Raw genomic sequence first — 13,350 nt, 5'->3', positions numbered from 1 at the left:
CATTACCCTAAATCATTCGGGTTGCAGCAAGGCGGCAACTGAATGAATCCCCGGGAGCTTACTCAGGTAAGTGACCGGGGTGAATAAAGGCAGCCAACGCAGAAGCAGCCTGAAGGATGACGGGTAATTACTGTGGGTTGATTGGATCCAGCCAACCCCATTTATCTTCGGTTTTGCCGGTGAACAGGCCGAAGAACGCATCCTGAATTTGTTTGGTGACCGGACCACGTTTGCCGATGCCGACCTGAATGCCATCGACGCTGCGAACTGGCGTGATTTCTGCGGCAGTACCGGACATGAAGACTTCGTCAGCCAGATACAGGGATTCACGGGACAGAACTTGTTCGCGAACTTCCAGACCCATGTCTTTCGCCAGTTTAATAATCGCGTCACGGGTGATACCCGGCAGGGCGGAAGAGGTGAACGGAGGTGTAAACAGAATGCCGTCTTTCACTTCAAACAGGTTCTCGCCTGCACCTTCAGAGACATAACCGTGAACGTCCAGCGCGATACCTTCCTGATAACCGTGGCGACGTGCTTCGCTGCCGACCAGCAATGAGGACAGGTAGTTACCACCGGCTTTCGCGGCAGTTGGAATGGTGTTGGCGGCAACGCGGTTCCAGGAAGACACCATTGCGTCAATGCCCTGCTCCAGCGCTTCTTCGCCCAGATACGCGCCCCAAGGGAAGGCCGCGATAATCACGTCAGTTTTGTAGCCGTCCGGCGGGTTAACGCCCATACCCACATCGCCGACAAATACCAGCGGACGAATATACGCGCTGACCAGATTGTTTTTGCGCAGAGTCTCGCGGCAAGCTTCCATCAGCTCATCCACGCTCTGAGAAACCGGCATACGGTAGATTTTTGCGGAATCGCGCAGACGCTGCATGTGTTCACGGTGACGGAATACGACCGGGCCTTTATGGGAGTCGTAGCAACGCACGCCTTCAAATACGGATGTGCCGTAATGCAGTGCGTGTGACATGACGTGAACCTTCGCTTCTGCCCACGGAACCATCTCGCCATTGAACCAAATGTAATCAGCTTTCTTCGTCATTCTTTCGTTCCTTTACTCACGCATTCGCGCGTATTTGTTGTGATGTATGTTGCTGAATCTCGACACAAGCGACATCCATAAGTTTGCGTAACTGTGATGACAGTAAATCTACCGGGCGCTGGCTGGCAACGGTCAATTCGATATTTATGTTTTCCGCGTTGACCATCGGGGTCATGTTCATCGCGCACACCTGGAAACCACGGTGGCGGACAACGCGTAATACGCGTTCTAACATTTCAGGGCGGAAACGGGCCTGGATTGAGACGTTATGCTGCATCATGACATTTTCTCCAACATGGTTTCGTTGCCTGCGCCCGGTGGAACCAGCGGCCAGACATTCTCATTTTCGTCGATGGAAACCTGAAGCAAATACGGGCCTTCGCTATTGAAGAACGCGTCCAGAGCGGCATCGACTTGGTCTTTACGGTGGATACGCTGGCCGGGGATGTTGAATGCGCTGGCCAGCGTTACAAAATCGGGATTATCAGAAAGGTTGGTTTCACTGAAGCGTCCGTCGAAGAACAGTTCCTGCCACTGTCGGACCATCCCTAAACGCTGGTTATCCAGCAGCAGGATTTTGACGGGCAACTGTTTTCGTTTGATGGTGCCCAGCTCCTGAACGTTCATCATGAACGAGCCGTCGCCGGAAACGCAGATCACCATGTCGTCCGGACGGGCAACCTGTGCGCCGACGGCCGCCGGAACGCCAAAGCCCATCGTGCCCAGACCGCTGGAGGTGATGAAGTTTTCCGGGTGGCTGAACTGCATGTGCTGCGCGGTCCACATCTGATGCTGACCGACGTCGGTGGTCACGACGGTACTGGCAGATTTACGATCAGAGATTTGTTTCAGTAACAGCGGCGCATAAATCGCTTCGCCCGGATGGTCGTAGCGCCATTCGCCCTGCGCTTTCAGCGTCATCACTTCGTCACGCCATGCGCTGATATTAAGCGGCTGGCCGTTCTTAGACGATGAGTAAAGCGCAGGTAACAGAGCATTCAGATCGCCCTGCAACGCAACGTGCGCCTGACGCAGTTTGTTCAGTTCGGCCGGGTCGATATCCATATGGATAACGGCCGCGTTTGGCGCAAAGGTGTTCAGCTTGCCGGTCACCCGGTCATCAAAACGCGCACCGACGGCAATCAGCAAATCGCAGGACTGAACCGCCAGATTCGCCGCTTTCGTGCCGTGCATACCCAGCATTCCCAGATAGCACGGGTCAGTGGCATCCGGTGCGCCCAGCCCTTTCAGCGTCGCTACGGCCGGGATACCGGTTGCTGAGATGAATTCGCGTAAGGCCGGAACTGCCTGCGCCATCCCCACGCCGCCGCCGACGTAGACCATCGGTTTTTGCGCCGCAGCGATCATCGCGCTGGCCTGTTGCAGTTCAGCCACCGGATGCGGGAAGGTTTCTTCCACCGCCAGCAGGTGTGGCGGCAATTCTCCGGTCGCCAGCTGGATGTCTTTCGGGATGTCGATCAGAACCGGCCCCGGACGCCCTGAAGTGGCGATGGCAAAAGCTTCCGCCATGATTTCCGGCAATGCATCCAGCGATTCAACCAGGAAGCTGTGTTTGGTGCAGGCCAGAGACAAGCCTAAAACGTCGATCTCCTGGAAAGCATCGGTACCAATGAATGCGGAGCCAACCTGACCAGTGATAGCCACCAGCGGAACAGAATCTAACAGCGCGTCGGCCAGACCGGTGATGAGGTTGGTCGCGCCAGGACCGGAAGTGGCGATACAGACGCCAACTTTCCCGGTTGAACGGGCATAGCCGATAGCAGCCATTGCGGCGCCCTGCTCGTGCCGGCACAACAGGTGTTCCACGCCGCCGTCATACAATGCATCGTATACCGGCATGATTGCCCCGCCAGGATATCCAAATACTGTATTTACACCCTGCGCACGCAACGCTTGTACTACCCACTGTGCTCCGTTCATCCTTATTCTCCTGCCTTTTTGCGACAAGTGCAGAATATTATGCTGTTGCTCATTTTCCGACCCCGCTTCACTGTTCTCTGAAATTCCTGACCCAAAAAAAAAACCCCGGACCTTTCGGTGCGGGGTTTCTTTTCAGGTTCAGGCTTGTTTAATAAGCCTTTCTTCGTCCAAGTGCAGCCCCGCACGGTGGGATAATAATCACCACCACGCTAATCACGACTAGGCTAACTACGAGGAGAAGGGCTTTCATTTTTAGGTTTCTATAATTCATATTGCGAACGATTGCCTACAGAGTTATCACAGTCAGCTATTTAATGACAACATTTTTCTTGCGTTATTATTTGCAGTCCGTTGCACAATTCGCAGGAAATCGTCTGATAAATCAAACCTTAGCGCGATCATTGACCTTCTGATTATTTATTGCTCCGGCAATGGCTTTTCCGCGGGTATCCCGGCCAAAGGCCACCAGCGCCGAAATCAGAATGGCGACAGTACCGGCCACTATCGCCATTGCCAGTCCGTAATTGTGTCCATGGCTTTCGGCAATGTAGGCCTGAAGCGTCGCATTCACTGAAGCAATCAGGTTGCCGAGCTGGTAAACAAATCCCGGCAGAACCGCGCGGGTGTTGGCGGGCACCAGTTCTGTCAGATAAGTCGGCACCACGCCCCATGCGCCCTGCACCATAAACTGCATCAGAAACGCCCCGAGTCCCAGCATCCACGAACCGCCGGAAAATGCCCATAGAGGAATGACCGGGAGTGAAAGCAGTGCGGCAATAATAATCGCCTTCTTGCGACCAATCTTTTCAGAAAGCGAACCAAAGAAGATCCCGCCGATAATTGACGCGATATTGTAGCTTATGGCGATTAAACTGACGGTATGTGCATCGAAACCGTGCTGAACTTTCAGGAAGGTCGGGTAGAGATCTTGCGTACCGTGACTGAAGAAATTAAAGCCCGCCATCAGCACCACCAGATAGACACACAGCTTCCAGTTTTTCTTCAGCACCGGCATCAGAGCCGTGCTTTCATTACGTTCCCGCGCTGCCAGCCAGACCGGTGACTCCTGCACTTTGAACCAGATAAATGGCAGCAGGAAAATCGGCACCGCACCAATCACAAACATTCCGCGCCAGCCCACCACATCAAACAATAAGCCGTACACCACGGCGGCCAGCAGATAACCAAAGGGATAACCCGCCTGGAAAATCCCCGACATCATGCCACGTGAACGGTCAGGAATGGTTTCCATCGCCAGCGAAGAGGCCACGCCCCAGACACCGCCCATCGCAATGCCGTAAATGACGCGAAGGATCAGGAATACGGTCAGCGAAGGCGCCGCTGCGGTACACAACTCGAAGAATGAAAACAGCGCGATGTTGACCATCAGAACCGGTTTGCGCCCGTATTTCTCCGCAGCACGCCCGAACAGCAGCGCACCGATTGGCCGTACGGCCAGTGTCAGCAGGATAGCCAGCGTGACCTGTTTGATATCAACCTGAAACGCCGTGGCAATATCACTGAGCAGGAAGACCAGAACGAAGAAGTCAAAAGCATCGAGAGTCCAGCTCAGAAAACTGGCGATGGCAACGTTACGCTGCCGAGAAGTCCAACCAAACATGGATGTATCCCTATTCCGGAATAGCTGTAGGTTATGCGCTCACCGGGGCGTTCCGGAAAACCCTCAGTAAGGCCGCGAGATGTTAATCAATGATTCGCATTTGTTTATTTATTGTTAAATGCAATTAAATTAAACACCTCAGCCTGTATAACCAGCAACTTAATTAGCGGGCTAATTTGTTTCCGAACACATCAAACTGTTAATGAGTATTGCTGCGGTTGCGATACGCTTCGCATCTGTCTGTGTTAACCCACTGACTTACAGAATATTTATCCGCGATGTTACGCATCGTGCAAATCTTCTCCCCGCAAGTGTTTCAGGCTCAGGCATGCTGCCCCCCAGGAAATCTCACAGCAAAGGAAAAAGCATGTCATTAGCCGTGGTGTATACCCGCGCCTCACTGGGTGTTCAGGCGCCCGGCGTCTCGGTCGAGGTACATATCAGCAACGGTTTACCGGCTCTGACGCTGGTCGGTTTACCGGAAACCACCGTCAAAGAGGCCAGAGACAGGGTTCGCAGCGCCATCATCAACTGCGGATTCACCTTTCCGGCAAAACGCATCACCGTGAATCTTGCGCCAGCCGATTTGCCGAAAGAAGGTGGCCGGTATGATTTATCCATTGCGCTGGCGATTCTGGTGGCCTCAGAGCAGCTTCAGGGGGATAAGCTTGAGGAGTACGAGTTTGTGGGCGAACTCGGGCTTTCTGGTGCGCTACGCAGTGTAAATGGTGCGATACCGGCAGCACTTGAGGCGCAGAAAGCAGGCCGGATATTGATCCTGCCGCAAAGTAATCAAACGGAAATGACGCTGCTCGATCCCGGTGTCGCGCGGGTGGCCGGGCACTTATTGCAGGTCTGTGCGTTTTTGCAGGGCGAAGATAATTTGCCGGCCATCGAATTTCCCGTTCACCCGGCCATTCCGGCACATCAGCCTGACATTTCAGACATCATCGGGCAGGAACAATCCAAGCGCGCACTGGAGGTCGCGGCGGCAGGCGGCCATAATTTATTGCTGATAGGACCGCCGGGCACCGGAAAAACCATGCTGGCGAGCCGGTTGCCGGGATTGTTGCCACCGCTGACCAATGAGGAAAAGTTAGAAACCGCAGCTATCGCCAGTCTGGTGTATAACCCGGAAGAAGACGGCGGTTTTTCACGCGTACGGCCATTTCGGGCACCTCATCACAGCACGTCGATGAGTGCGCTGGTCGGGGGTGGCTCGCTGCCCAGACCAGGAGAAATATCGCTGGCCCATAATGGTGTGCTGTTTCTCGATGAACTGCCTGAATTTCAGCGGCAGGTTCTGGATGCTTTGCGCCAGCCGATGGAATCCGGCGAAATCACCATTTCCCGCGCACGGGCGAAAGTCCGCTATCCCGCAAGAGCGCAGTTGATTGCAGCGATGAATCCCAGCCCGACCGGACATTATCAGGGCATCCACAACCGCACGCCGCCACAGCAGGTTTTACGCTATCTGAGCCGGCTTTCGGGGCCTTTCCTCGACCGGTTCGATCTGTCGATTGAAGTCCCGCTCCTGCCGCCCGGTATTTTGAGTCAGCAAAACCATACGCCTGTTCTGAGGGAAAACAGCGCACAAGTGCGGGAACGGGTACTGAACGCCAGAGAAATACAGTTAAACCGCGCGGGGAAAATCAATGCGCATCTGAGCAGCAGCGAAGTGGAAACGTATTGTGTGTTAACCAAAGCAGACGCAGAGTTCCTGGAAGAGGTACTGCATAAGCTGGGTTTATCGGTAAGAGCCTGGCATCGCATTCTGAAAGTCGCGAGAACATTGGCTGATTTGGGTAGTGTTGAGGAGATTGAACGACGGCATATTGCTGAGGCGCTAAGCTATCGCAGCATGGATAGGCTATTGTTAACTCTGCATAAGAGTCTGGCATAAAAAAACGGGGCATCGCCCCGTTTCATTAGTCATCGCTTTCCGTGTAGTCTTCTACAGCGTCAGCCTGCGGTTTACCGCCAGACAACGTGTGGAATTTCTTCGGACGACGGGTGCGGACAATGTATTTGTTCCACACTTTTTCTGCATCTGTCACAGGTTCACGCGTACCGCGGCAAACCTCCAGGAACAGTTTTTCTTCGTCGTTAGCAGGCTCACGTTTTCCCAGATCCAGCTCGTTAAAGGCAAAGCCGTAACGTTCTAGCATTTGCGCTTCTTTAATGGTGAAATCGCCATGCCGGGAGAACCCGCGAGGGTAATGTTTATTATCAAAAAAACGATTTGTCGTGGTGAAGCTTTCCGCCATCTGACACGCTCCTAATTCTCTCATGGTCGTGCTGTTATGGCGCGGAGTATTAGTTAGGCTTGACATTGTGTAAAACAAAACATTTAAATCTTAACGACAAAAAATATTGGAGATAGTTTTGGACACGGAATTACTGAAAACCTTTTTGGAGGTCAGTAGAACTCGCCACTTTGGTCGGGCGGCGGAATCCCTATATCTGACGCAATCTGCCGTCAGTTTTCGTATCCGACAACTGGAAACCCAACTTGGCGCCAATTTGTTCACACGGCATCGCAACAACATCCGGTTAACGCCCGCAGGAGAACGCCTGCTGCCTTATGCTGAGAATCTGATGTCGACCTGGCAGATGGCGAAAAAAGAGGTGGTACGTTCGTTACAGCACACTGAATTGTCGATTGGGGCAACGGCCTCGCTTTGGGAAGCCTATCTGACCCCGTGGCTGCAATCGCTTTACACGCAGCGCGGCGCACTGAGACTTGAGGCACGCATCGCCCTTCGCCAGTCTCTGGTCAAACAATTGCATGAAAGACAACTGGATTTACTGATCACCACTGAACCGCCGAAGATGGATGAGCTTTCAAGCCAGCTGTTAGGTAATTTCTCGTTACGACTTTTCTCATCACAGAAAACGGTCAGGGAAGAACATCCACCGTATGTGAAACTGGAATGGGGTGCGGACTTTCCTCAGCAGGAAAAGCTGCAAAACAGCGATCAGGAACCGGTGCTGACCACAACCTCTGCGCATCTGACGCGCCAGTTGCTGGAAAATACCGGCGGTTGCGCTTTCCTGCCCGCGCATTGGGCGAAGGAATATCCGCAACTGTCGGTGCATGAAGAGATCCCGCCGGTGATCCGCCCGCTGTACGCCGTCTGGCTGCAAACCAGCGATCAGCAGGTTCTGATCCGTCAGTTACTCAAAACGCCGCTGATCACTAATCTCTGAACCGTCCGGCCTCAGGACGGTTCAGGCCGCGGATGGCGCGCTCTTCTTGCTGTCCAGAAGGTACCCATACCTTTTTGCAATCCGATGAAGATGAACAGCAACACACCCATCACGATTTTGGTCCACCACGAGCTGAGCGTGCCATCGAAAGTGATGTAGGTTTGTATCAGCCCCTGAATGAGCACGCCAAACAAGCTGCCCAACACTGTGCCTACGCCGCCGCTCAGCAACGTACCGCCAATGACGACAGAAGCGATAGCATCGAGCTCTACGCCGCTGGCAGCGAGTGCATACCCTGCAGATGTGTACAGCGAGAAAATGATGCCGGATAACACGGCCAGCGAACTTGAGAGCATATAGATATAAATCGTGGTACGGCGAACCGGCACCCCCATCAGCGCAGCCGAAACGTTACTTCCGCCGACGGCATAGACGTTGTTACCAAATCGCGTGCGATGCGCCAGAATAATCCCGCCCAGCACCACCAGCAACATGACCAGAGCCAGCAAAGTGAAACGGCCGCCTCCGGGCATTTTCCAGGCATAATTGGCGAGGAAATCATAAACCGGATGGTTAATCGGCAACGATTCTTCCGAGACGATAAAACTCATTCCGCGCACAAAAAACATGCCCGCCAGCGTGATGATGAAAGCCGGCAGTTTTAGCGTATCAATAATCCAGCCCATCAGCGCCCCGAACAGCGCGCCCATCAAAAGCACAATGACAAACGCGTAACCGGGCGCAATACCGTAAGTGCCTATCAGTTTCGCCAGCAATACGCCCGTGAAAGCGATAACAGAGCCCACGGAAAGGTCGATACCGCCGGAGAGAATAACGAACGTCATACCGACCGCGACAATGCCCAGGAAGGCGTTGTCCGTCAGTAAATCAAAGAAGACACGCGTGGAAGCAAAGCCCGGAAACTGCGTGAAGCAATAAGCGTATCCGGCCAGGAACACCAAGATAGTAATCAGCAGGGGCAGATTTCTTTTAAGCATTATCCCTTCCTCCGGAACAGATTACTGAGCGAGACGCGGGGTGACTGAACCACCAGTACGGCGAGAACCACCAGGGCTTTCAGTACCAGATTGAATTCGGGTTTAAAGCCGGAGAGCAGAATGCCGGTATTCATTCCCTGAATAATCAGCGCACCGACTACCGAAAGAAGCAGGTTAAAACGGCCGCCCAGCAACGAGCCGCCACCGATGACGACGGCAAGAATAGCGTCAAGCTCCAGCCATAAACCGGCGTTATTAGCATCTGCACCGCGGATATCCGCGGTCACAATCACGCCTGCAACAGCCGCGCAAATCCCGCAGATGACGTAAGTAGAAATCAGCACCAGACGGGCGTTTACGCCAGCGTTATAAGCAGAGCGGATGTTGATACCCACCGATTCGATAAATAACCCGAGCGCCGTTTTTCGCGTCAGCGCCCAGACCAGCACCAGCATGACGACGGCGATAATCACCGGCATCGGCAGATAAAACAGAGAACCACTGCCAAACTGCGATAAACCGTTATGTTCAAATGTGACAATCTGTCCTTCCGTTATTAACTGTGCGATCCCCCTTCCGGCGACCATCAGCATCAGCGTGGCAACGATCGGTTGTATTTGCAGGACTGCGACCAGAAATCCATTCCACAAGCCACATATCGCACCAACACCAACTGATGCCAGCAATACCATCGCCAGCGGATATCCCTGTACGGTCATGGTCGCCGCCGTCGCACCCGCTATCGCCATCACGGCTCCGACGGAAAGGTCGATCCCGCCGGTCGCGATAACCAGCGTCATCCCAAGAGCCAGCAGTGCTACAGGCGCGCCGCGGTTGAATATATCTACCAGGCTGCCAAACAGCCGGCCATCCTGAATATGAATAGAGAAAAATCCGGGGGCGACCAGGCTGTCGATGATTAATATGGCGACGAAAGCGCCGATTTGCGTGGCACCCTTAGGAAATACAAATCTTACTTTGCGCGGTCTTCCCGTCATTGGCAGACTCCTGTTGCTCATTGATATCTCCTCATTGCGCCGCAATGGCTTTCATAATGGCTGGTACGGAGATTTCAGCCTGCTCTATTTCTGTCACATGACGACGGTCGCGTAACACCACAATCCGGTCGGCATAGCCCGACAGCTCTTCCAGTTCAGATGAAATGACCAGTAAGGCCAGCCCTTCATCGCAAAGTTTCTCAATCAGACGGATGATTTCTGCATGAGCCCCCACATCAATGCCACGTGTGGGTTCGTCGAGAATGAGGAAACGGGGATTGGTCGCAAGCCAGCGGGAAAGAAGCACTTTTTGCTGATTACCGCCGGAGAGATACTGAATTTCCTGCTCCGTACCGGGTGTGCGGATACCGAGCAGTTTGATGAATTTTTCGGCTATCTGGTGCTGTTCTTTCATGGGAAGAGGTCGCAACCAGCCGCGCTGGGCCTGTAAGGCAAGGATGATATTTTCACGTACTGTAGCAGCACCGATAATCCCATCCGTTTTGCGATCTTCCGGGCAATAACCAAACCCAAGTTTCGCGGCCTTGCGGGGGGTGCTGATGGTTTCGGGTTTGCCATCAACCTGCGCGCTGCCGCTGTCATGTCCCTTGATACCGAAGATCAACTGCGCCGTTTCTGTTCGCCCTGATCCCAGCAAACCTGCCAGCCCTACGATTTCGCCACGCCGTACTTTCAGGTCGAAATTTTCAATGACCCCACGACGGCCATAATCTTTGAAATCGACCAAAGGCTCGCCCGTCACATTGCGATGCTCGGTACGCTTTAGCAGGCTTTCATCAAAGCTGTGTCCCAGCATCATTGGCACCAGATCGATACGTGGCAGATCAACAGTACGTTCAGATCCCACCCGTTTACCGTTACGTAAAACCGTTATCCGGTCGCTGATCCGATAAACCTGGTCGAGGAAATGCGTCACGAAGATCATCCCCACGCCTTTATCACGCAGCTGAACAAGAATATCGAGCAACATGCTGACTTCTTTGGCGTCCAGGCTGGCTGTTGGCTCATCGAGTATTAAGACTTGCGCTGAAAGATCGACAGCGCGGGCAATGGCCACGATTTGCTGGATAGCAATGGAATAAGTGGAAAGAGGCTGGCTGACATCCAGATGCAGACCATAACCTTCAAGAAGGGATTCGGCCTGTTGTTCCATCTTGCGCTGATTGACCAGCCCGAAGCGGGTCGGTTCGCGCCCGATGAAGAGATTGGCGGCAACAGAGATATTCGGCAGAAGGTTTACTTCCTGATATACCGTGCCGATCCCAAGCGACTGAGCATCAGCGGTATTGACAGGTTCAATCGATTTTCCGTTGAGAAAAACTTGTCCGGAAGAGCGTTTATAAACACCGGTAAGCGCTTTAATCATCGTGGACTTGCCCGCACCGTTTTCACCTAACAGTGCCACTATTTCGCCACGTTCGAGCGTGAAGTCGACATTTTCCAGCGCTTTAACGCCGGGAAATTCTACGGATAAACCGCGGACCTCAAGCAGTGTTTCTGAACCAGGATTATCCGTCACGTCACTACTCCTGCTGCATTCGCCAGGGGGCGAAAAGGGAATAATTTTTACCGGCCTGCTGCTGAGGCAAGCCGGTAAACCGGCTTAATAACCCATGTCTTTTTTCATGTCGTATTCTTTCTGAGCCATATCCGGCAGGATAAGCGCAGACTGAGTCTGAATGAATTTCTTAGGCTGAGTGCCATCCTTTTTCATTGCAATCAGAGCATCAAATGCTGGGCCCGCCATATTAGGCGTCAGCTCAACAGAAGCATTCGCTTCACCGGCCAACATCGCTTTGTAGATGTCAGGAACGCCATCGATTGAAACAATTTTAATCTGCGAACCCGGCTTAAGGCCGGCTTCTTTAATGGCCTGAATCGCACCGATTGCCATGTCATCGTTATGGGCGTAAACAGCACAAATGTTCTTACCGTTTTGCTCAGCCTTGATGAAGCTTTCCATGACTTCTTTACCTTTACTACGGGTGAAGTCACCAGATTGTGAACGGATAATTTTGACGTTTGGCGCAGCTTTCAGCGCATCGGCAAAGCCTTGTTTACGGTTTAAGGCGACGCTTGCGCCCACGGTGCCTTGTAATTCAACAACATTACACGGCTTACCTGCGACATCTTTGACCAACCAGTCTCCGGCCACTTTGCCTTCATATACGCTGTCCGAAGCCACTGCGGCGGTGTAGAGAGAAGGATCACTGACTTCGATAGTACGGTCTAACAGGAATACCGGGATCTTGGCTTCTTTAGCTTCCGTCAGAACCGGAGCCCAGCCGGTGGCCACGACCGGCGCGATGAAAATGGCATCCACACCCTGAGCGATAAAGGAGCGTATGGCTTTGATTTGGTTTTCTTGTTTCTGCTGAGCATCAGCAATTTTGAGTGTGATACCGCGTTTTTCGGCCTCGGACTTAGCCACTTTTGTTTCCGCAGAACGCCACCCAGACTCAGAGCCAATCTGCGAAAAACCAACAACCAGCGGAGCTGCATGAGCCGCGCCACAAAGTGCTGTTGCCACTGCTGCTGCCACAATTAAGCGTTTGTACATGTTTCTTTCCTCGCGTGTAGTCTGAGCTACTTTTTGTTATGACTCGTAGGGTACGGCCAGGACGTTCACCCGACCTCAGTGTTCATTCCTCTCGACACTACGTCAGGAAAAAGAATGAAAACAGTATTGTCAGGGGCGGTTTGTCGTCACAGGACGATGATTAGGTTTAGTACACTGGGAAAAAGGGAGCATGAGCGGGGTCACATACGGGGAGAACAATCAATTAGTGCATGTATTCAGCCAAAACATGACAAAAAACAACCAGGAAAATGGAGCGGATTGAGCCGAAATGGTGCAAAAGCCGGCAAGACAGAGGTTTTATTGAGGGACTAATGAGCGCGATAAGAAAGGAGGACAAATTACATACGAAAAAAAACCCCTCGCTTTCGCGAAGGGTTTCAATATGGCAGGGGCGGAGAGACTCGAACTCGCGACACCCGGTTTTGGAGACCGGTGCTCTACCAACTGAGCTACGCCCCTAAATTACGCTTAACATTATGCCTGCTAAAATTAGCAGGCATAATCAAATAATTGGCGGAACGGACGGGGCTCGAACCCGCGACCCCCTGCGTGACAGGCAGGTATTCTAACCAACTGAACTACCGCTCCACCGGTTCTTTCACACGCATCAGCAATCGGCTGATGCCTGCTTGTTCCTGTTATTTTCCTTGTCACGGGAAAAGGAACACGTTCTTTACTAATTTGATGCCTGGCAGTTCCCTACTCTCGCATGGGGAGACCCCACACTACCATCGGCGCTACGGCGTTTCACTTCTGAGTTCGGCATGGGGTCAGGTGGGACCACCGCGCTACTGCCGCCAGGCAAATTCTGTTTCATCCATACCGCATCATGTCATGATTTCTCAACACACTCCGCCATACGAATCAATCTCGGAACAATCAGCTGAAAATCTACTTCAAGTCTCTAAAACACCTTTGGTGTT

At 52.8% G+C, this 13,350-nt stretch carries 12 protein-coding genes, 2 tRNA genes and 1 rRNA gene; 2 read left to right on the top strand and 13 right to left on the bottom strand.

Annotated features, from left to right (window positions below):
• Positions 1–127: 127 nt before the first annotated feature.
• The 5 genes from UC15_RS19565 to UC15_RS19545 form a co-directional block, all read right to left on the bottom strand.
• A complete protein-coding gene (locus tag UC15_RS19565) occupies positions 128–1,057 on the bottom strand; it encodes a branched-chain amino acid transaminase (protein ID WP_101079475.1) in 930 nt (309 codons plus the stop codon).
• A gap of 16 nt (positions 1,058–1,073) precedes the next feature.
• The gene (gene ilvM, locus UC15_RS19560) at positions 1,074–1,337 is read right to left on the bottom strand and encodes an acetolactate synthase 2 small subunit (protein WP_013577547.1); all 264 of its coding nucleotides are present in this window, start codon (positions 1,335–1,337) and stop codon (positions 1,074–1,076) included.
• Positions 1,334–2,998, bottom strand: coding sequence for an acetolactate synthase 2 catalytic subunit (gene ilvG, locus UC15_RS19555; protein WP_112290290.1), 1,665 nt, complete (start codon positions 2,996–2,998; stop codon positions 1,334–1,336). Before ilvG ends, ilvM begins: the two co-directional genes overlap by 4 nt.
• Positions 2,999–3,146: 148 nt before the next feature.
• Positions 3,147–3,248, bottom strand: coding sequence for an ilv operon leader peptide (ilvL, locus tag UC15_RS19550; RefSeq protein ID WP_015699153.1), 102 nt, complete (start codon positions 3,246–3,248; stop codon positions 3,147–3,149).
• A 132-nt stretch (positions 3,249–3,380) separates the two neighbouring features.
• The gene (locus UC15_RS19545) at positions 3,381–4,619 is read right to left on the bottom strand and encodes an MFS transporter (RefSeq protein WP_112290289.1); all 1,239 of its coding nucleotides are present in this window, start codon (positions 4,617–4,619) and stop codon (positions 3,381–3,383) included.
• 367 nt (positions 4,620–4,986) lie between these two features.
• On the opposite strand from UC15_RS19545, the gene UC15_RS19540 reads away from it, so the two are divergent.
• Positions 4,987–6,522, top strand: coding sequence for a YifB family Mg chelatase-like AAA ATPase (locus tag UC15_RS19540; protein ID WP_112290287.1), 1,536 nt, complete (start codon positions 4,987–4,989; stop codon positions 6,520–6,522).
• Between the two features lie 25 nt (positions 6,523–6,547).
• Here the strand turns inward: UC15_RS19540 and UC15_RS19535 are convergent, their stop codons facing one another.
• Entirely contained in the window at positions 6,548–6,886 is a 339-nt protein-coding gene (locus UC15_RS19535; protein WP_112290286.1) for a DUF413 domain-containing protein, read from the bottom strand.
• Positions 6,887–7,004: 118 nt separating this feature from the next.
• Here UC15_RS19535 and hdfR point away from each other — a divergent pair, with 118 nt between their 5' ends.
• Positions 7,005–7,829 carry an HTH-type transcriptional regulator HdfR gene (gene hdfR, locus UC15_RS19530; protein ID WP_112290284.1) on the top strand — a complete coding sequence of 275 codons (825 nt, stop codon included), beginning with the start codon at positions 7,005–7,007 and terminating at the stop codon, positions 7,827–7,829.
• 11 nt (positions 7,830–7,840) lie between these two features.
• Here hdfR and yjfF read toward each other — a convergent pair whose 3' ends face one another.
• The 7 genes from yjfF to rrf all read right to left on the bottom strand — a co-directional run bounded on the left by yjfF (position 7,841) and on the right by rrf (position 13,229).
• A complete protein-coding gene (yjfF, locus tag UC15_RS19525; protein WP_112290283.1) occupies positions 7,841–8,827 on the bottom strand; it encodes a galactofuranose ABC transporter, permease protein YjfF in 987 nt (328 codons plus the stop codon).
• Positions 8,827–9,846, bottom strand: coding sequence for a galactofuranose ABC transporter, ATP-binding protein YtfT (gene ytfT, locus UC15_RS19520; protein ID WP_112290281.1), 1,020 nt, complete (start codon positions 9,844–9,846; stop codon positions 8,827–8,829). The genes yjfF and ytfT overlap by 1 nt, the downstream gene beginning before the upstream one ends.
• A 10-nt stretch (positions 9,847–9,856) precedes the next feature.
• Entirely contained in the window at positions 9,857–11,338 is a 1,482-nt protein-coding gene (gene ytfR / locus UC15_RS19515; protein WP_198659741.1) for a galactofuranose ABC transporter, ATP-binding protein YtfR, read from the bottom strand.
• A 111-nt stretch (positions 11,339–11,449) separates the two neighbouring features.
• Complete coding sequence (gene ytfQ / locus UC15_RS19510; protein WP_112290278.1) at positions 11,450–12,406, bottom strand: galactofuranose ABC transporter, galactofuranose-binding protein YtfQ; 957 nt, start codon at positions 12,404–12,406, stop codon at positions 11,450–11,452.
• A 404-nt stretch (positions 12,407–12,810) separates the two neighbouring features.
• Positions 12,811–12,886: transfer RNA gene (locus UC15_RS19505), tRNA-Trp, on the bottom strand.
• Between the two features lie 52 nt (positions 12,887–12,938).
• Positions 12,939–13,015: transfer RNA gene (locus UC15_RS19500), tRNA-Asp, on the bottom strand.
• 98 nt (positions 13,016–13,113) lie between these two features.
• Positions 13,114–13,229: ribosomal RNA gene (gene rrf / locus UC15_RS19495) — 5S ribosomal RNA — on the bottom strand.
• Positions 13,230–13,350: the final 121 nt, after the last annotated feature.

This window comes from Rahnella sp. AN3-3W3, from assembly GCF_003263545.1.
In the GTDB taxonomy this organism is placed as follows: domain Bacteria; phylum Pseudomonadota; class Gammaproteobacteria; order Enterobacterales; family Enterobacteriaceae; genus Rahnella; species Rahnella variigena.
Note: the sequence above shows the minus strand (reverse complement) of the source record. Positions and strands in the feature narration are given on the sequence as shown.

What these genes read in the sequence shown, in the direction of transcription:
- UC15_RS19565 (WP_101079475.1), bottom strand. Translation starts at nt 1,057, where the DNA reads ATGACGAAGAAAGCTGATTACATTTGGTTCAATGGCGAGATGGTTCCG.
- ilvM (WP_013577547.1), bottom strand. Translation starts at nt 1,337, where the DNA reads ATGATGCAGCATAACGTCTCAATCCAGGCCCGTTTCCGCCCTGAAATG.
- ilvG (WP_112290290.1), bottom strand. Translation starts at nt 2,998, where the DNA reads ATGAACGGAGCACAGTGGGTAGTACAAGCGTTGCGTGCGCAGGGTGTA.
- ilvL (WP_015699153.1), bottom strand. Translation starts at nt 3,248, where the DNA reads ATGAAAGCCCTTCTCCTCGTAGTTAGCCTAGTCGTGATTAGCGTGGTG.
- UC15_RS19545 (WP_112290289.1), bottom strand. Translation starts at nt 4,619, where the DNA reads ATGTTTGGTTGGACTTCTCGGCAGCGTAACGTTGCCATCGCCAGTTTT.
- UC15_RS19540 (WP_112290287.1), top strand. Translation starts at nt 4,987, where the DNA reads ATGTCATTAGCCGTGGTGTATACCCGCGCCTCACTGGGTGTTCAGGCG.
- UC15_RS19535 (WP_112290286.1), bottom strand. Translation starts at nt 6,886, where the DNA reads ATGGCGGAAAGCTTCACCACGACAAATCGTTTTTTTGATAATAAACAT.
- yjfF (WP_112290283.1), bottom strand. Translation starts at nt 8,827, where the DNA reads ATGCTTAAAAGAAATCTGCCCCTGCTGATTACTATCTTGGTGTTCCTG.
- ytfT (WP_112290281.1), bottom strand. Translation starts at nt 9,846, where the DNA reads ATGAGCAACAGGAGTCTGCCAATGACGGGAAGACCGCGCAAAGTAAGA.
- ytfQ (WP_112290278.1), bottom strand. Translation starts at nt 12,406, where the DNA reads ATGTACAAACGCTTAATTGTGGCAGCAGCAGTGGCAACAGCACTTTGT.